Below are 17,224 nucleotides of genomic sequence, written 5' to 3'. Positions count from 1 at the left end.
GCGTGCAAGACCGCGACGGAACCCAGGCCGTGCGTCAGTGCGCGGCCGCTTCGGCGTGCACCGGCGCGCGCCAGATGAGGCCGATGATCACGCCGAGCACGCACAACGCGGCAATGTACCATGCGGGCGCCATCGTCACGCCCTGCCGTCCCACCATGAAGGACGCGATGGCGGGCGCGGTGCCGCCGAAGATCGCATAGGCCGTGTTGTACGAGAGCGCGAAGCCGGTGAAACGCACTTCGGCCGGAAAGCTCTTGACGATGATGTACGGCCCGAGCGTGATCGTGCCGATCAGGAAGCCGCCGGCAATATACAGCGCCCAGACCGACGTGCTGCCCGCGTTCAGGCTCAGGTAGAACGCGCCGGTCACGAGCAGCATCGCCACGCTGCCGATGGCATACGCGCGCCCTCCGCCAATCTTGTCCGCGGCCCATCCGGCGAAGGTGCTGCCGAGAATCAGGCCGAAGATCGACCACGAATTGTTGGTGAAGACGTCCTTCGGCGCGAAGTGGAATTGCGTCTGGAGGAAGGTCGGCGTGTAGAGGAAGTACAGCACGAAGATGCCCGAGAACACCCACGTGGCGAGCAGCGAGACGATCACCGCGCCGCGATGCTCCTTCAGCACGACCGCGAGCGGCAGGCGCGCATCGGCCTCACGCTTGGCGCGCAGCGCCTCGAACACGGGCGTCTCCTGCAGATAGCGGCGCAGATAGACCGAGATCAGACCGAACACGCCGCCCGCGATGAACGGCACGCGCCAGCCCCAGGTCTTGAGTTCGGCCGGATCCATGTTGCCGATCAGGAACTTCGCCGACAGCGCGCCGAGCAGGATGCCGGTGCACAGCCCCGACATCAGCAGGCCGCACGCGAGACCGATGCGGTCGCGCCGCACGTGCTCCGAACAGAAGATCCATGCGCCCGGCACTTCTCCGCCGACCGACAGCCCCTGCAACACGCGGCACAACAGGAACAGCAGCGGCGCGACGATGCCGAGCATCGCGTAGCTGGGCAGCAAGCCGATGAGCAGCGTCGGCGCGGCCATCAGGAACAGGCTCAGCGCGAACATTTTCTTGCGGCCGATCCGGTCGCCGAAGTGCGCGAAGAAGATGCCGCCGATCGGCCGCACCAGATAGCCCGCCGCGAAGATGCAGAACACTTCGAGCTGCGCGAGCCACTCGGGTGTCTGCGGCGGGAAGAACACCGTTGCAAGCAGCTTGGTGAAGAACACCGCGACGATGAAGTCGTAGTATTCGAGCGCACCGCCCAGCGACGCCAGCATCAGCGTCTTGATGTCGTTGCCTGACATCGACCGCCCTTTGATGGCGACGTCGTCCGTCCGTACAGGGGTAGAACTCATGTGAAACTCCAAGGCACTGAGTGAGGTGAGGTTCAACGTATTCGCTTTTTAATCAGCATGCTGATCATTCATGCGCATTGCGGGACATTGCACATGAACCGATCGCACTGATCACTGCGCGACGCGTCCTTCTATTGACTTCGTGATCCGACATCCATCATCGACATGCTGCAATGCAACCCGAGGCATTTCATCAGTACGCTGATTGATAGCTTTGTATCCGGAAAAAAATGGCGGCGCAAGCATGATTGCCCCTACAATCGACGCGGCCGTCGTGGTCCCGGATACGGTGCATCGGGCACCATGTGAAAGCATGCTCCGTGACCGCGCCTGTGACAGACCCCGCGCGCGAAGGCTACACTCCCGTGTGACGAAACTTCTTCGAAAAAGGTAAAGGATGGGCACCGCAGCCGAGAAAAAAGCGGCCGTCTCCGACAGCGGCATCGAAACCGGACATTTGTGGCAACGCCCGGGCTTTCTGATCCGGCGGCTCAACCAGATTCACATCGCGCTCTTCTTCGAGTGCTGCAAGGACTTCGCCATCACGCCGGTGCAATACGGCTTGCTGACCACCTTGAGCGAACGACCCGGTCTCGACCAGACGTCGCTGTGTGCGGAGGTGGGCGTGGATCGCACGACCATGGCGGACGTGTTGCGCCGGCTCGAGGAACGCGGCCTGGTCAAGCGCGAACCGAGCCCGAACGACGGCCGCCTGAAGCTCGCCAACATCACCGCGAAGGGCCGCCGCACGATGAAGGAGATGTACGGCAGCATGCGCCAGGCGCAGGTGAAGTTTCTCGAACCGCTCAGTGCCGAAGATCGCGTTCATTTCGTGCGCATGATGATGAAGCTCGTCGAGGGGAACAACCAGTACGGCCGGACTTCGCTCAAGCACTTCGACTGACTTTGCGTACTCGTCACTGTGCGTCACTGCGTGATGTCGCGCCGGAAGGTCTCGGGCACGAACAGCACGCCGACCGCGAACGACACCAGCGCAATCGTCACCGGATACCAGAGGCCGAAGTACACGTCGCCGCGCGCCACCGCCATCGCCGACACCACGAAAGGCAGCATGCCGCCGAACCAGCCGGAGCCGAGATGAAATGGCAACGACAGCGAGGTGTAGCGGATGCGCGCGGGAAACAGCTCGACCATGAAGGCCGCCATCGGGCCGTAGATCATCGCGAGATAGAGCAGCAGCAGCCACATCAGGAAGATGACCATCGGCGCGTCGATGCGGGCGGGATCCGCGTGGGGCGACCAGCCGGAGGCGATCAGCGCCTGCTCCAGCGCGTGCCGGTCGCTGCCCTGCACGATGCGCGCACCGATCGTCGTCGATGCGCCTTCGCCCGCCGCCGGCCGCGCCTGCTCATACGACACGCCCGACGCGCTCAGGAACGCGCGGATGCGGTCGCACTCCGTCACTGGCGCTGAGAACAGCGTGAAGCGGCAATCGTCGGCGCGAACGGTCACGGGCGCCTGCTTCTGGAAGGCTTCGAGCGCCGGGTTCGCATAGTGCGTCAGCGCGTGGAAGATCGGTTGCGTGGTCGCGGCGAGCAGCAGGCACGCGAGCATCATGATCCACTTCCGTCCGATCCGGTCCGATAGCCAGCCGAACACGAGATAGCACGGAAACACGCCGATCAGCGCGATGGCGAGAAACAGGTTCACCGTGTTTGGCGCGACCTTGAGCGTGTTCTGCAGGAAGACCATCGAATAGAAGTGTCCCGTGCCGAACACGACGCCGACGCCCGATGCCGTGCTGAACAGCATGATCAGCACATACTTCAGATTGCCCCACGTGCCGAAGCTTTCCCCGATCGGTGACTTCGAGAGCCGCCCGGCGCGTTTCATGTCGCGGAAAGTGGGCGATTCCGCGAGTTTCGTGCGCAGATACACGGAGACCGCGAGCAGCACGATCGACACGAGGAAGGGCATGCGCCAGCCCCAGCTGCGGAACGCGGCTTCGTCCATTGCCGCGCGGCTGATGCTGACGGCCGCGATGGACGCCAGCAATCCGAGCGTGGCCGTGGTTTGCAGCGAACTTGTGAAGAAGCCGCGCCGTTCGGCCGGCGAATGCTCCGCAAGATAGGTGGCCGCGCCACCGGTCTCGCCGCCGAGCGCGAAGCCCTGCAACAGCCGCAACGCGACGAGCAAGGCCGGCGCCAGCATGCCGATGCGCTCGAAGGAAGGCAGCAAGCCGACGCCCACCGTCGCGACACCCATCAGCACGATGGTCGCCATGAAGGTGTATTTGCGGCCGATGCGATCGCCGAGCCGTCCGAAGAAGAGCGCGCCGAGCGGCCGCACGAGAAAGCCGGCGCCGAAGGTGGCGAGGCTCGCCAGGAAGGCCACGGTATCGTTGCCGCTCGGGAAGAACAGCGTGCCGAACGTGCCCGCGAGCGCCGCATAGATGTAGAAGTCATACCATTCGAGCAGCGCGCCGAACGAGGACGCAACGATCAGCGTGAACTCGTGGCGCGTGACGGAACGCTGCGGCTGTCCGGAAACAGAGGTATCCATGTCGATCCCATGCGGTTGGCGTGCGCGCCGTCCATGCGGACGATCAGAGGTTCTTGAGCAACGCCAGGGCTTCGTCGCGCTTCATCACGGCCGCATATTTCTGCGCCATGTCGAACAGGTTCGCGTCATGCGGCCCGAGCGCGCGATCGCCTACGCAGTCTGACAATACGAACGGACGGAAGCCGTACTGCATCGCATCGACCACCGACGAACGCACGCAGCCGCTCGTCACCGCGCCCGCGATCAACAGCGTACGCACGCCGTGCTGCGTGAGCCATGCCGCGAGCGGCGTGCCGAAGAACGCGGAAGGCACGGTCTTGCGCACGACCAGTTCACCATCGCGCGGCGTCAGTTGCGGCACGATCGCGCTGTTGTGGGCCGCTTCCTTGAGCGTCAGCAGGCCGGGCACTTTCATCGTGAAGATGTTGTGATCGGCGTCGTCGTCCGCGAATACGATGCGGCTGTGCGCCACCGGCCAGCCCTTCGCGCGCGCGTGCGCCAGCAGCGGCACCGTGTTCTCGATGGCATGCGGAATATTGCCGCCGCCGAAGACTTCGGGATCGGCGAAGCCGTTCACCAGATCGACGATCAACAGGCCGAACGGCGCTTTCGGTTCCAGCGCCGTGCCGAAGCTCTGACGCTGGTAGGTTTCGATATCGTGGGACATGGGAGTGCCTTCAGTGATTTATCGATCCAGCACGACGCCGTCGCGCACGACAGCCTCGCCGTCGAGGAAGACGTCGCAATGCCGCAGCGGGATGTCGATGTGACAGGTCGTCGTGCGGCTGCCGCCTGCTTCGTTGTTTGGTCCGAGCGAAAACAGGAAATTCCCTTCGAAGGCGCGCGCGTCCATGCCGATGGTTGCTTCACGATCATAGAGACCGAGCGTCGACCAGTGTGCACGCGGTTGCAGACCCCAGCCGATATGCGAGATCGCGTAGGCTTCGGGATCGTTGAAGGTGGCCATGTATTCGCTCAGCAACTGCGCGTCGATGCCGCCTCCGATGCGCGTCGCATAGCCGCCCTCCACTGTCAGTTCGATGCGGTCCTGCACATAGCTCTTCTGCGGCAGCAGGATGTCGCCGCGATCGATGACGATGCGTCCATGGGCTGTGCGATCGTCCGGGAATGTGAGCGCGAAGCCGCTCGGCCAGTGATCCCAGCGGCCCGGTTCATCGACGAAACCGTACTCCGCGATCGGTTCGAATTCGCCCAGCGGACAATGAAAGTCCGTACCCGCCGCTGACACGATGTGCATCTTCTTCGCACGCGCAATGCGTGCCTGCGCCGCGAGGACGCGCGTCCGGTCGCCTTCGGTCGGCACCAGACGCGTGAGCACTTCAGGCGGCTCCACGGCAAGCAGGATCTTCGTGCCGGTCTTGAGAATGTCCAGCTGCTCGGGAGAGAACAGCAGAGTCATCAGGTCGAGGACGAGATCGCTTTCCTTGAGCGCCGCGATGGCGGCACGGTTGCCCGTGAGTGGCGTCGTGCCGAGATACGCGAGCGAATCGCGGCTCAAGGACTTCTCGCCGTTCACCGGCGGCAAGTCGAGGCGGTTCACGACAGCGCCCAGCGCCTGGGTCGCGATCAACGCGGTGGCGAGCGTCTGCGGATGCGTGGACGCGCTGGTGAGGATCGTCACCGTCTGCCCGGCTTCGAGACGCGAAAGCTTCAGAACCCGGGTCCAGGCATCGACCATTTGATAGTCACTGACGGGCATGATCGCCTCCTTGAATGAGCGGCGCACCGAGGAACTCACCGAGCGCCGCGTAGAAGCCGGCTTCGTCGTCCCACGGAATCATGTGGCCTGCATTCTGCACGCGCGTGTGTTCGAGATGCGGCACGCTTGCGCGAATCTCTTCGACATCTTCGTCGCGCACCACGTCGCCACGTCCCGCCGTCACCAGTCGTGCGGGAATCTTCAGATGCGGGAGATCGGCGTGGATGTCGTCGGTATGGAAGCCTTCGAAGCTCGCGCGAATCGCGCGTTCATCGCAGGTATGCAGCCATTCCGCGCGCAACGCGAGCTGCGCCTCGGTCCAAGTCGGGCAGAACGCACGCATCGCTTCGGCGCTCATGCCTTCGCGCGACTGGCGGATCGAATCCACATACCACGGCAATTGCGACGGATACGGACGTCGTCCCGGACCCGATACCGGCGGATCGATCATCGCGAGCCGCACCATGCCCTCGGGGGCCGACCGTGCGGCGCGAATGCCGATGCGCGCCCCCATCGAATGCCCGAGAACGCTGTAGCGTTGCAGGCCCAAAGTAGTTGCGAACGCAATCAGATCGGCAGCTTGCGCGTCGAGGCTGTAGTCGAGCGTATCCGACGCCGACGACAAGCCACGGCCGCGCACGTCGAGCACATAGGTATCGAAGACCTGACCGAGATGTTCCGCAACGAATCCCCACGTCACGGCCGGACTCGTGATGCCCGGCACGATGATGATCGGATCGCGTCCGGCGCGCTCGCCGCCGTAACGGAGGTAGTGCTGGCGGATACCGTTGGCGTGCAGGTTCGCGCCGCAGACGAAGGTGGACATAAGCGCCTCGATCAGTAAGCGCCCGACAGCAGGGCGCCCGCGCCCGGCACCACGGCTTCGAGGCCGAGTTGCTTGAGCATCGCATACGTGGTCGCGACCGCCGCCGTGACGACCGGCTTGCCCGTCAACGCCTCGACCTTCGCGATGACCGGCAGCGAAGGCATCTGCACGCACGCCGACAACACGATGGCGTCCGCTTCCTGATAGCGCATCGACATCACGATCTCGGGCAGGCGGCTCGGGTCGTGGCGGCCCACTTCGAGATTGTCCGGAATCTCCAGCGCACGATAGTCGATGACCTCGTAATCCTCGTTGCGGATATAGTCGACCACGAGATCGGTCAGCGGCCTCATGTAGGGCGCAACCACCACGACGCGCTTCGCGCCGATCACCTTCAGCGCATCGACCAGCGCGCCCGCGCTCGTGATGACCGGTGCATCGCCGCCGTTCTCCACCGTGCGTTCGTGCAGGCGCTTTTGCGACACGCGGTGATAGCCGTGTCCCATCGCCATGATCGCGACGAGGCAGGCATAGCCGAGCACATCCACGCGTGCATCGGACAACTCGACGGCGCAACGGTCCGACTCCGCATCCATGGCCGCCAGTTCTTCCTTGACGACCTTCTTCATGCGCATGCGGCTCGAATGGAACGTGAAGCGCTCGGGCCGGATCGACTGGCGCGCGAGCAACATCGCGGGGATTTCGGTTTCCATCGTCGTGTTCGAACTCGGCACGATCTGGCCGATACGGTATGGCTTCGTCATGTGCTGCTCCCTCTGCTTGATTGATTGCTTGATTGCTTGCTTGCGACCGATCAAAGGCGGAACAGGCGTTCCGCGTTTCCGTGACAGACGAGCGCGCGCGTGGCGTCGTCGAGCGGTGCGCGTTCGATGAAGTCCGCTGCAATGGCCGTCGACTCGTATGGATAGTCCACCGAGAACATCACCGCCTCCGCGCCCATCTCGCCGATCGCGCCCATCAGCGCGGGCGCCGAACACACGCCCGAGGTCGTGATGAGAATGTTCGTGCCGATGTATTCCGAAGGCGCGCGCTCCAGCGTCAAGCCATGCGAGTACACGGCGAAGCGGCTGTCGAAGCGCCAGCGCAGATAAGGCAGGCCCTCGCCCATGTGACCGAGAATGAGCTTGAGCTTCGGGAAGCGGTCAAACACGCCGCTGAACAGCAGACGCAACGCATGGCTGCCCGTTTCGACGCCCCAGCCCCAGGTCGCGCCGGTGAGTTCCGGATGGCCGTCGAGCACGCGCGGGTTCACGAAAGCGTCGGTGGGATGCAGGTAGAGCGGAACGTCGAGATCCTGCATCGTCGCCCAGAACGGATCGTAGGCGCGGTCGTCGTAATAGGTACCCAGCGTATGGCCGTTGACAAGCGCTCCCTTGAAACCGAGTTCGCGGACTGCGCGCGTCAGTTCATTCGATGCGGCGTGTGCCGTGTGCATCGGCAAGGTGGCGAAGCCCCCGAAGCGCGCCGGATGACGTGCAATCTGCGTGGCGAGAAAGTCGTTGCTTTCCCGCGCGCGGCGGATCGCGAGCGCGGCATCGGGCTCGCCCTGCACGCTCGGACCCGTTTGCGAGAGGATCGTATAGTCGATCCCGGCGCGGTCCATTTCGACGATGCGCTCCTCGTCGAAGTCGTTCAGGCGCGCCGCGAGATCGCGCAGCACCTCGGGTGCGATGTGCTGCGTGAAGCTCTTCGAATAGCCCTGGAAACCCGGCGTGCTGAAGTGCTCTTCCAGAGCGATCTTGCGAATCCGCTTGCTCATGTAAAACCTCTATGGATTATTTAATCAGTGGACTGACGATATGGCCGAAAAACCGGGTGCCTGGCCAGTCATGCGCCGTTCAGTCGCGCTTGCCGAAAAGCTGCTTGATGCGGCTCCAGATGACGCTCCACACGAGACCGCCCGCATTGAACTTCGCCGATGCAGCCGATGCAGCCGATGCCTCCGGCGCATCGCTGCCGCCGAGCTGCGCGGTGATGCGCGCGCCGAAGTCCGCGATCATGCGTCGCACGAAATCCTTCACAAGCCCCGAGCGCGAGAATTGCGCGAGCGGGCCTTGCAGCATGTATTCGAGCGTGACTGCCACGCGCGTCTGAGCGCCGTTCGCCTCGCTGGACAAGGCGTATGTGACGTCGCCGTTGGCGCGCGAGCGGCTGATGTTGTCCTGCCCCGCACCGCGCATCACCGCGCGATGCGCGGCGTCATCGCGTTCCAGGCGCGCGGCGCCGGCGAAGTTCGCCGACATCGGACCGAACTTGATCGCGATCTTGCCCTTCAGGGACTCGCCGTCGTGATCCAGCAGTTCCGCGCCCGGCAGGCAGCGCGCAACGGAAGGCAGATCGCCCATGAAGGTCCAGACCTGATCGAGCGGGAACGGCACGACGAAGCTGTCGTCGATGGCAGTCCAGCCCTTGCGCTGTGCGCCCGCAGGTTCGCTGACGGCCGCCGCCGTGGGTGCGGCAGCCTGAGGCGCGCTGGCGGGCGCCGCCGCGAAAGTCTCGAACGCGGGCGCGGCGATGGTTGCATCGCTAACCACTTTGCGTGCGACGGGCGCATCCGCGATCGGATTCTCCTTCAGGTCCGCGAGCACCGCCTTGATCGCCGCGACGATACCCATGTAGCCCGTACAGCGGCACAGGTTGCCCGAGAGTTCGAGACGGATGCGCGCTTCATCGGCGTCGGGGAAACGCCGCACGATATCGCGCGCTGTTATCAGCATGCCCGGCGTGCAGTAACCGCATTGCAGGCCATGATGAATCGAAAACGAACGGCGCAGACGGCGCATCAGTTCGTCGTCGTCGAAGCCCTCGATCGTGCGCACCTTTTGTTGATCGCATGCCACGGCGAAGGTGATGCACGAACGGACCGGCTCGCCGTCGACGAGCACGGTGCATGCGCCACACACGCCGTGCTCGCAGCCGAGGTGCGTGCCGGTGAGATGATGCGTTTCGCGGAGGAAGTCGCCGAGATGCACGCGCGACTCCACATCGCTGCGCACGGAACGGTCGTTGATGGTGAGTTCGATGACGGACATTGCAGTCTCTCAGTCTCTTCTAGGCTTGAGTCGTGCCGGCGTCGCCGAGCGCCTGCGCCAGGCAGCGCTGCAACGCGGCGGCATGGATCGAGCGGTCGATGCTGTCGGCGTTGGGCATCGCCCCGGCCACCGCTTGCGCGAGCGCGTCTTCAGTGACGGCGGACGGGCCCCGCTGAGCAATCTGGCGCGCGAGGTCGTCGAGTGCGGCGGGCGGACCGTCGAGCGCGCCAAGCACCACGCGTGCGAGTCCCGAGCGTGCATCGAACGCAGCAGCCGCGCTGGCATGCGCGAACTCGCCAGTCTTGCGGCATAGCTTGTAGTAACCCCAGCGCAGCGTCGGACCCAGCTTGGGCAGCAGCACCGCAGTGATGATTTCGCCTTCTTCGAGCAGCGTCGTGAACGCGCCGAGCATGAAGCCGCTCGCGCGCACCTGCCGCGTGCCGCCGGCCTTCGCCACTTCGAGACGTGCATCCAGCGCGGAGAGCGCGAGCGGCCAGTCCGCCGCCGGATCGGCATGCGCCAGACTGCCGCCGATCGTGCCGCGATTGCGGATCGCGCGATACGCGATGCCGCTCGCCACGTGCTGCAGATAGGGATGACGCAGCAGTTCGTGCGTGCCGTCCTCGATCTCTGCGTGCGTGACGGCTGCCCCGACGCGCACGAAATCGCCGCTCGCGGTCACGCTGCGCAGGTCCGCGATGCGCGATACATCGATCACGCGCGACGGGCGCGCGAGGCGCAGGTTCAGCATCGGACCCATCGACTGACTGCCTGAGATGGGCTTCGCGTCACTCAACTCGCGGAGCGCTTCCGGCAAGGATGCCGGCCTCACATAGTCGAACGCAGCGGCCTTCATCCCGCCACCTCCTGGCTCAGTTCTTCACGCGGCGCCTGGCTCTTCGCTCGCGCGGCCTCGATGGCCGACAGCAGGCGGCGCGGCGTGAGCGGCGTCTCCGATACGGTCGCGCCGAGCGGCATGAGCGCATCGTTCACCGCGTTGAACAGCGCGGCGGGCGGAGCAATCGCGCCGCCTTCGCCGACACCCTTCGCACCAAACTCCGTATAGGGCGACGGCGTTTCCATGTGAATGATCCTGAGCGGAGGCAATTCGGTCGGCCCGGGCAGCATGTAGTCGGCGAGCGTGGAGGTTAGCGGCTGCGCATTGTCGTCGTAGAGCGTCTCCTCATAGAACGCGGTGCCGATGCCTTGCGCCGTTCCGCCGATCGTCTGTCCCTCGACCACCATCGGATTGATCATGCGGCCGCAGTCCTCGACGATCACGTAGTCGAGGATCTCGACATCGCCCGTCTTCGGATCGACGGCCACGGCGGCGGCGTGCGTCGCGTAGCTGAACGCGCCGGTGTCCACCTTGGGCTTGAAGCCTTGTGTCGCCTCAAGACCGGCCAGGTTCACGCCGGCGGGCAGCCGCTCGGGACGCAGATACCACGCGGCCGCGATCTCCCCGATCGACACACGGCCTTGCGTGCCGATCACGTCGCCCCGCTCGAAGCGGACCGCTTCCTGCGGTTCGCCGAGCAGATGCGCGCCGATGAACAACAGACGCGGCACGAGCTCGCGGCAGGTCGCGGCCACCGCGCCGCCCGCCATGACGATGCTCCGCGATGCATAGGTGCCGGTGGAATATGGCGTCAGCGCGGTATCGCCGTGTACGACCTTGATCTTTTGCAGCGTCACGCCGAGCACTTCGTTTGCGATCTGCGCGAGCGTGGTCTCCATGCCCTGGCCATGCGAGTGAATGCCCGCGCGCACTTCGAGGCCGCCGTCGGCCGTGATGCGCACCGTCGCGAGATCGTAGCCCGGCACCACCGGCAGGCCCCACGACGCGAACACCGCCGTGCCGTGCGCGGACTGTTCAGTGAAAGTCGCAAAGCCGACGCCGACGAGACGCCCATCCTTCTCGCCCGCCTTCTGCCGCGCGCGCCACTTCGGCACGTCGAGTTGTTCGACCGCGCGCCGCAGGCTTTCCTGGAAGTCGCCGCTGTCGTAATGCTTCTTCACGACGTTCGTATAGGGCATGTCCGCGCCGCGCACGAGATTGTCGTGACGCACTTCCCACGCTTCGCGTCCGACTGCACGCGCAATCGCGTCCATCGTCAATTCGATCGCGAAGCACACGCCCGTGCGCGCCACGCCGCGATACGGCAGAAAGCCCGGCTTGTTGGTCGCTGCGCATTGCGTGCGGCAGCGATAGCCCTTGAAATCGTACGGTCCCGGAAGATTGCCGAGCGCCTGGCCGGTTTCCAGTCCGATCGTGAAGGGCCACGCGGAATAGGCGCCTCCGTCGATCAGCAGTTCGGCATCGAGCGCAAGCAGGCGGCCCGTCTTGTCCGCGTAGGCGGTGAGTTCGTAGTGGTGCTGACGCGAGTTGGCGCCGGCGATCAGATGCTCGCGGCGGTCTTCAATAAAACGGAACGGTTTCCGGAAAGTGAGCGCCAGCCACGCGATGCACAACTCTTCCTGCTGCAACACGCACTTGTAGCCGAACGCGCCCCCCACGTCGGGCGAGATGACGCGGACCTGCGCATGGTCGATGCCCAGGCACTGCGACAGCACCGTGCGGATCATGTGCGGCACTTGCGTCGATGTAATCACGACGAGTTGCCCGTGCGTATCGTCCCAGTACGCGAGCACGGCCTTGCCTTCCATCGGCACCATGCATTGACGCGCGAGATCCACTTTCTGTTTCACGACGATGGGCGCGTCCTTCGCGCGTTCGTCGAAATTCACGTCGGCCTTGAGGTCGAGGAACAGGTTGTCCGTCCAGTGATCGTGTACGCGCACGTCGGTGCGCTCGCGGGCGGTGAAGGCATTGGCGAAGGCCGGCAGTTCATCGAGATCGAGCTCGATTTCCTCGGCGATGTCTTCCGCCTGCGCGCGCGTCTTCGCGAAACACATCGCCACCGGTTCGCCGACGAAGCGTACCTTGCCGGACGCCAGCGGCGGATGTGACGAGGGTTTGTACGAAGGCAGGCTCGAATCGGCGACGATATCGGTCGCGCCTTGCATGTCGTCGCGCAGGATCACCTGTTGTGCGTAGCGCTCGGGCTTGCCGATACGCACGATGCGCGCATGCGCCACGGGACTGCGCAGGAACGCGACCTCCTGCAGATCTGGAAACGTATAGTCGGCGACGAACTTGCCCTTGCCTTGCAGATGCCGTTCGTCTTCTCGACGCCTGACGCGCGCGCCGACACCGCCTGTTTCGACAGGTGCTTCCGTATTTTCCGTGTGACTCATATGCGCACTCTCCCGGATCAGCGCTGACGTTCAGACCGGATAGGCCAGATCGTTGGCGATCATCGCCGTGTCGTATACCGCCTGTCTTTCTTTCAGCAGAAGCACGTTACCATTGCGCGCGAAGCGGTCAAAAAGCCTGCCCGCCTGATGCAGCGTGGTCGCGCCTTCCACCAGTGTCTGCAACAGCATGTAGTTGCTCTGCGCGACAATTTCTTCATCGGTCGCGTTCAGGATGCGCACGTTCGACACGAAATGCAGCATCTGACGCGGCGCGAACATCTGCGTGCGGGCGATGGCCACGGCCCGGTCGCGCAGCATGTTGCGGCCTTCCGCATACACGAGCCCGACCGGAAAGCCGTTCGCGGCATTTTCGTATTCGGTCACGCGATACAGGCAGTTCTCGGTGAAGAACTCGGGCCAGCGCTCGATGTCGCCGCTATCCAGCGCCGCGCAATACTCGGCATGAAAGTCTTCCACCGCGGCGCGTGCGATCAACGCCTTGTCGTGCGCAATGGGCTGCTTCTCGAATCCTGGCAACATCTAGAACTCCATCACTTCACGATAGTGTTTGTACATGGCGCGAATGGCCGCCTCGGAGATCAGGTTGTCCGCCGTGCCGATCTTGTCGCCGTCCAGCTTGATGATGCTGCGGTCCGTCACCGAGCGGCGCACGCCTTCCTGGACGAACTTCATCGCTTCGTTGTCTTCGAGGCCGAGAAAGCCCGACGGTCCCATCAGATTGCCCTGGCGCAAACGATGACGCACCATCTCTTCGGTATCGTCTTCATACCCGAACATGGTCCAGAGCATGATCATGCTGTTCGGGCCGTTCGGCACGATATGGCGGACGCCCAGCGTGTTCATCTCGCGCTGCACGATCAGGTTGGGCCAGATGGTCTGCATCGTCACGGACCATTCGGAATCGAACTCCTTGACGAATTCGAGGAAACGTTCGTCCTGCAACACCATGCCATCGTGGAAGGAACGCATCTCCTTCTTCTTGTCTTCGTCGACGGTCGCGTAGAGCGTGTCGCTCTTGGCCGAGGCCATAGTGCCGTGAATGCCGTACTTGCTGTCCGCGACCATCGCCGAGCGGTTGCCCGCCACCAGCAGGCCGAACACGACGAGGAACGAATGCAGCAGGGTCGCGTGATACGGGTCCTTCAGGTTCTCGTGATACATCTTCCAGTTGCACGGCAGCTCGTTCTTGTAGAAGCCGAGCACGCGCAGCTTCTTGCCGTTGAACACGGCGTCGAAGTCCGTGAGGATCTCGGGCGTGAGATAGTCCTCGAGCGGCTCCATGTCATGCGTGAACGATGCGAACACCACGCCGTTGCGGGTCGCGACGGCAAGTTTGCGCAGACCGTGTTCATCCGTGCGAAAGTCCTTCGGCATGCCGCCGAGCTTGTTGACGCCGCGCCGGAACGGCACGCCCTGGAGATTGCCCTTCAGATCGTATGACCATTGGTGATACGGACAGACGAATTCCTTGTTGTTGCCGCGGCTATGGCGGCAGAACTCCGCGCCGCGATGCGCGCAGCGGTTTTCGAAGACGTTGATCGAACCGTCTTCCGCACGCGACACGACCACCGGCGTGGGCCCGACATAGGAGCGCTTGTAGTCGCCCGCATTCGGCACTTCCGCTTCGAGCGCGACGAAGTTCCAGGTGCGTCCATGAAAGATCCGTTCCACTTCGCGCGTGTAGACCGCTTCGCTCGTGTACACCCAGTCGGGGATGCACTGCAGCCCTTGTTCAGGCCATGCGAGGCCTTCTATCGGCGGATTCTTTGTTTGGGGCGTATGAACCCCGATGACCGTTTCAGACGAGTACACCTTGATCTCCCGATTGTGTTGAGCGAATCAGCCGCTCCAGCTGGCGCAGCTTGACCGTGGGGTCGCACAGCAGCGTTGCGTCGACCGGCATGGCGTCCTCAACGAGCCGCCGGAGCGCACGCAACTCGCCGCCCTGATTGACGGCGAGCGCCTGGACCATGACGCCCTCGCGCAAGCCCATCAGCACGGTCTTGCCGTCCGCGCCCGCGCGTTCGATCCATTGCTCCACGCCGATGCCGGGCCAGCCGAGCATCTGGATGTTCCAGTCGTACTGATCGGTCCAGAACCATGGCGTCGGAGCGTAGGCGACGGACTCGCCCATGATGTTGCGCGCCGCGACAAGCGCCTGTTCCTGCGCGTTCTGCCACGATTCGAGGCGCACCGCACGGTCCGCCGGGCCGTAAGGGAAGCTCGCACAATCGCCGGCGGCATAGACATCCGGCGCGGATGTGCGGCAATGGCGATCCACGCGGATGCCGTTGTCGGTCGCGATGCCCGCGGCCCGTGCAAGCGCATCGTCCGGTTCCTGACCGATCGCGATCACGCAGCAATCGAATGGCATGTCGTTGACTTGCACGCCAGTGGCATGCGCCTGCAGCGACAGCGGCTTTGCATCGAAGAAGAAGCGCACGCCGCGATCTTCGTGCTTCAGGCGCAGGCGTTCTGCGATGGACGGCGGCAGCGCGCGGCTCAACAGGCTCGACGCCGATTCGAACACGCTCACATCGAGTCCACGGCTGCGTGCGCTCGCCGCAAATTCGAGCCCCAGGAAGCCGCCGCCGATCACCGCCACGGAACGCGCGTCTGCAATGCGGCTGCGCAGGCGCATGGCATCGTCGAGCGTGCGCAGATAAAACGTATGCGGGCCTTCGGGCATGCCGGGCAACTGGCGCGCGTGTCCGCCTGTGGTCAGCAGACAGTGGTCGTAGCGCAGTTCACCGCCCTGCTCCAGCACCGCGACATGACGTTGCGGATCGAGTTGCAGCACGCGGTCACTGATCCATTCGATGCGTGCATCCGCGTACAGCTGCGCCGGATGCACCCAGCCTTTGAAACAGTCCGCATCGGACTGAGCCGTCAGCACGTCTTTCGACAGCGGCGGCCTCTCGTAGGGCGCGTGCGCCTCGTCGCCGACCAGCACGATGCGGCCGTCGAAGCCGTGCGTGCGCAGCGCTTCGGCGGCGCGCGCGCCGGCCTGTCCTGCACCGATGATCAATACCGTCTGAGTCATGATTCGCCGCTCCGCGTCGCGCGTTTCAAAGGTCGACGAAGATCTCGCCGCCTTCCACCTGCACGCCATAGACGCGCAGCGGCTCGGTCACGGGCGCGCACTGCGCGGCGCCCGTGCGGATGTCGAAACGTCCCTGATGCAGCGGACATTCGATGCAGCCGTCTTCCATATAGCCGTCGCTCAACAGCGCGAACTGATGCGTGCAGACGTTGTGCGTGGCATGCACTTCGCCGTCCAGCAGATAGAGCGCGATGCGTTCCTCGCCGATCGTCACGCCAAGCGGCTCGTCTTCCACGAGGTCGGCGAGTTTCGCCGCGAACTTGAGAGCCATCTGTCGCTCCTTCCGATATGTTCAGTATGCTGATGAATCTGATGAACGTATGCTAGCAGGACTTTTCGGCGAGTCAAGCTGATCAAAAATAGTGGTTTCCCGTATCGAAAAAAACCGGAACAGGGCGGTCCGGAACGTGGGCGACGCCGTCATGCGATGATTCAGGGTTCTGTCACGACTTCACGCGTCATGCCCTCGATTGTCGCCACCCGCGCCGGACACCTTCCGCTCGCGAGCATCGGTTTCATCCTTGCGTCGATGCTCTGCTTCGCCATCGTCGATACGCTCGCCAAGGCTGTCGCGCTGCACTATCCGGCTAACGAACTGACTTTTTTCCGCATGCTGTTCGGTCTCGTGCCGGCCGTGGCGATGTGCTGCATCGGCGAGCGCTCGCTCATCCAGCGCGTCAGGCGGCTCGACATGCGCGGGCAGACCTGGCGCGCGTTGACGCTGCTCGGCGCTTCCGGTTTCTTCTTTGCGGGTTTGCCCTATATTCCGCTCGGCGAGGCCGTGGCGATCGCGTATTCGGAGACGCTGCTGGTCGTCGTGCTCGCGCCTTGGCTGCTCAAGGAACGGCTCACGCCACGCGCGGCCGTGGCGGCCATGATCGGCTTTGCCGGCGTGCTGCTGGTCGTGCGCCCGGGCGGCGGAGAGTCGAGCTGGCTCGGCCCGGCGTTGTTGATCATGAGCGCGTTATGCGGCGCACTTTCGATCATCCAGATCAAGCGCATTCGCGCCAGTGACGATTCCCGCACCACGGTCCTGTTCTTCACCACGGTGGGCACGGTCGTGATGGCCGCGACCCTTCCATTCAGCTGGAAGGCGCCGACGCTCGACGCCCTGCTCCTGATGGCCCTGCTCGGCGCGCTTGCCACCGCCGGCCAGGTCCTGATGACCGTTGCATTTCGCAGCGCAGACGCCGGCACGCTCGCGCCCTTCAATTACACGAGCATCGTGTGGGCCGCGCTCTTTGCCTATCTGGCGTGGGGCGAAACGATCGCGCCGCTGTCGCTTGCTGGCATTGCGCTGATCGTCGGCAGCGCGATCGCCGTGGCGTGGCAGAGCAAGCTGCCTGAAGGTCCCATCGCCTGA

At 64.1% G+C, this 17,224-nt stretch carries 16 protein-coding genes; 2 read left to right on the top strand and 14 right to left on the bottom strand.

Going from position 1 to position 17,224, the window contains the following annotated elements; genetic code table 11:
* Nucleotides 1-34: 34 nt before the first annotated feature.
* Nucleotides 35-1,357 carry an MFS transporter gene (locus QCE64_RS23220; protein ID WP_310006469.1) on the bottom strand — a complete coding sequence of 441 codons (1,323 nt, stop codon included), beginning with the start codon at nt 1,355-1,357 and terminating at the stop codon, nt 35-37.
* Between the two features lie 397 nt (nt 1,358-1,754).
* On the opposite strand from QCE64_RS23220, the gene QCE64_RS23215 reads away from it, so the two are divergent.
* On the top strand, nt 1,755-2,261 hold the full coding sequence (locus QCE64_RS23215; RefSeq protein WP_309924000.1) for a MarR family winged helix-turn-helix transcriptional regulator: 507 nt from the start codon (nt 1,755-1,757) through the stop codon (nt 2,259-2,261).
* A 23-nt stretch (nt 2,262-2,284) separates the two neighbouring features.
* Here the strand turns inward: QCE64_RS23215 and QCE64_RS23210 are convergent, their stop codons facing one another.
* The 13 genes from QCE64_RS23210 to QCE64_RS23150 all read right to left on the bottom strand — a co-directional run bounded on the left by QCE64_RS23210 (nt 2,285) and on the right by QCE64_RS23150 (nt 16,132).
* Nucleotides 2,285-3,880 (bottom strand): MFS transporter, encoded by a 1,596-nt coding sequence (locus QCE64_RS23210; RefSeq protein ID WP_310006467.1) that lies wholly within the window; start codon nt 3,878-3,880, stop codon nt 2,285-2,287.
* A 43-nt stretch (nt 3,881-3,923) separates the two neighbouring features.
* Nucleotides 3,924-4,547 (bottom strand): N-carbamoylsarcosine amidohydrolase, encoded by a 624-nt coding sequence (locus QCE64_RS23205; RefSeq protein ID WP_309923997.1) that lies wholly within the window; start codon nt 4,545-4,547, stop codon nt 3,924-3,926.
* Between the two features lie 18 nt (nt 4,548-4,565).
* A complete protein-coding gene (locus QCE64_RS23200) occupies nt 4,566-5,600 on the bottom strand; it encodes a 2,5-dihydroxypyridine 5,6-dioxygenase (RefSeq protein ID WP_309923995.1) in 1,035 nt (344 codons plus the stop codon).
* The gene (locus tag QCE64_RS23195; RefSeq protein WP_310006465.1) at nt 5,587-6,426 is read right to left on the bottom strand and encodes an alpha/beta hydrolase; all 840 of its coding nucleotides are present in this window, start codon (nt 6,424-6,426) and stop codon (nt 5,587-5,589) included. Before QCE64_RS23195 ends, QCE64_RS23200 begins: the two co-directional genes overlap by 14 nt.
* An 11-nt stretch (nt 6,427-6,437) precedes the next feature.
* Complete coding sequence (locus QCE64_RS23190; protein WP_310006463.1) at nt 6,438-7,190, bottom strand: Asp/Glu racemase; 753 nt, start codon at nt 7,188-7,190, stop codon at nt 6,438-6,440.
* Nucleotides 7,191-7,240: 50 nt separating this feature from the next.
* Nucleotides 7,241-8,206, bottom strand: coding sequence for an amidohydrolase family protein (locus QCE64_RS23185; protein WP_310006461.1), 966 nt, complete (start codon nt 8,204-8,206; stop codon nt 7,241-7,243).
* A 79-nt stretch (nt 8,207-8,285) separates the two neighbouring features.
* Nucleotides 8,286-9,479 carry a 2Fe-2S iron-sulfur cluster-binding protein gene (locus QCE64_RS23180; protein WP_309923986.1) on the bottom strand — a complete coding sequence of 398 codons (1,194 nt, stop codon included), beginning with the start codon at nt 9,477-9,479 and terminating at the stop codon, nt 8,286-8,288.
* 19 nt (nt 9,480-9,498) lie between these two features.
* Nucleotides 9,499-10,335, bottom strand: a complete 837-nt coding sequence (locus QCE64_RS23175; protein WP_310006459.1) for an FAD binding domain-containing protein — start codon at nt 10,333-10,335, stop codon at nt 9,499-9,501.
* Entirely contained in the window at nt 10,332-12,737 is a 2,406-nt protein-coding gene (locus tag QCE64_RS23170; protein WP_309923982.1) for a xanthine dehydrogenase family protein molybdopterin-binding subunit, read from the bottom strand. Before QCE64_RS23170 ends, QCE64_RS23175 begins: the two co-directional genes overlap by 4 nt.
* Nucleotides 12,738-12,767: 30 nt before the next feature.
* Nucleotides 12,768-13,277 (bottom strand): aromatic-ring-hydroxylating dioxygenase subunit beta, encoded by a 510-nt coding sequence (locus QCE64_RS23165; protein WP_309923980.1) that lies wholly within the window; start codon nt 13,275-13,277, stop codon nt 12,768-12,770.
* On the bottom strand, nt 13,278-14,570 hold the full coding sequence (locus QCE64_RS23160; RefSeq protein WP_309923977.1) for an aromatic ring-hydroxylating dioxygenase subunit alpha: 1,293 nt from the start codon (nt 14,568-14,570) through the stop codon (nt 13,278-13,280). It lies immediately after the preceding gene.
* Nucleotides 14,557-15,801, bottom strand: coding sequence for an FAD-dependent oxidoreductase (locus QCE64_RS23155; RefSeq protein ID WP_310006457.1), 1,245 nt, complete (start codon nt 15,799-15,801; stop codon nt 14,557-14,559). Before QCE64_RS23155 ends, QCE64_RS23160 begins: the two co-directional genes overlap by 14 nt.
* A gap of 25 nt (nt 15,802-15,826) precedes the next feature.
* Nucleotides 15,827-16,132: a non-heme iron oxygenase ferredoxin subunit gene (locus tag QCE64_RS23150; RefSeq protein WP_309923972.1), complete on the bottom strand. Its 306-nt coding sequence runs from the start codon at nt 16,130-16,132 to the stop codon at nt 15,827-15,829.
* Between the two features lie 189 nt (nt 16,133-16,321).
* Between QCE64_RS23150 and QCE64_RS23145 the strand changes: the two genes are divergently transcribed.
* Nucleotides 16,322-17,224: a DMT family transporter gene (locus QCE64_RS23145; RefSeq protein ID WP_310006454.1), complete on the top strand. Its 903-nt coding sequence runs from the start codon at nt 16,322-16,324 to the stop codon at nt 17,222-17,224.

It is taken from the genome of Caballeronia sp. LZ043 (genome assembly GCF_031451075.1).
Classification (GTDB): domain Bacteria; phylum Pseudomonadota; class Gammaproteobacteria; order Burkholderiales; family Burkholderiaceae; genus Caballeronia.
Note: the sequence above shows the minus strand (reverse complement) of the source record. Positions and strands in the feature narration are given on the sequence as shown.

What these genes read in the sequence shown, in the direction of transcription:
- QCE64_RS23220 (WP_310006469.1), bottom strand. Translation starts at nt 1,357, where the DNA reads ATGAGTTCTACCCCTGTACGGACGGACGACGTCGCCATCAAAGGGCGG.
- QCE64_RS23215 (WP_309924000.1), top strand. Translation starts at nt 1,755, where the DNA reads ATGGGCACCGCAGCCGAGAAAAAAGCGGCCGTCTCCGACAGCGGCATC.
- QCE64_RS23210 (WP_310006467.1), bottom strand. Translation starts at nt 3,880, where the DNA reads ATGGATACCTCTGTTTCCGGACAGCCGCAGCGTTCCGTCACGCGCCAC.
- QCE64_RS23205 (WP_309923997.1), bottom strand. Translation starts at nt 4,547, where the DNA reads ATGTCCCACGATATCGAAACCTACCAGCGTCAGAGCTTCGGCACGGCG.
- QCE64_RS23200 (WP_309923995.1), bottom strand. Translation starts at nt 5,600, where the DNA reads ATGCCCGTCAGTGACTATCAAATGGTCGATGCCTGGACCCGGGTTCTG.
- QCE64_RS23195 (WP_310006465.1), bottom strand. Translation starts at nt 6,426, where the DNA reads ATGTCCACCTTCGTCTGCGGCGCGAACCTGCACGCCAACGGTATCCGC.
- QCE64_RS23190 (WP_310006463.1), bottom strand. Translation starts at nt 7,190, where the DNA reads ATGACGAAGCCATACCGTATCGGCCAGATCGTGCCGAGTTCGAACACG.
- QCE64_RS23185 (WP_310006461.1), bottom strand. Translation starts at nt 8,206, where the DNA reads ATGAGCAAGCGGATTCGCAAGATCGCTCTGGAAGAGCACTTCAGCACG.
- QCE64_RS23180 (WP_309923986.1), bottom strand. Translation starts at nt 9,479, where the DNA reads ATGTCCGTCATCGAACTCACCATCAACGACCGTTCCGTGCGCAGCGAT.
- QCE64_RS23175 (WP_310006459.1), bottom strand. Translation starts at nt 10,335, where the DNA reads ATGAAGGCCGCTGCGTTCGACTATGTGAGGCCGGCATCCTTGCCGGAA.
- QCE64_RS23170 (WP_309923982.1), bottom strand. Translation starts at nt 12,737, where the DNA reads ATGAGTCACACGGAAAATACGGAAGCACCTGTCGAAACAGGCGGTGTC.
- QCE64_RS23165 (WP_309923980.1), bottom strand. Translation starts at nt 13,277, where the DNA reads ATGTTGCCAGGATTCGAGAAGCAGCCCATTGCGCACGACAAGGCGTTG.
- QCE64_RS23155 (WP_310006457.1), bottom strand. Translation starts at nt 15,801, where the DNA reads ATGACTCAGACGGTATTGATCATCGGTGCAGGACAGGCCGGCGCGCGC.
- QCE64_RS23150 (WP_309923972.1), bottom strand. Translation starts at nt 16,132, where the DNA reads ATGGCTCTCAAGTTCGCGGCGAAACTCGCCGACCTCGTGGAAGACGAG.
- QCE64_RS23145 (WP_310006454.1), top strand. Translation starts at nt 16,322, where the DNA reads ATGCCCTCGATTGTCGCCACCCGCGCCGGACACCTTCCGCTCGCGAGC.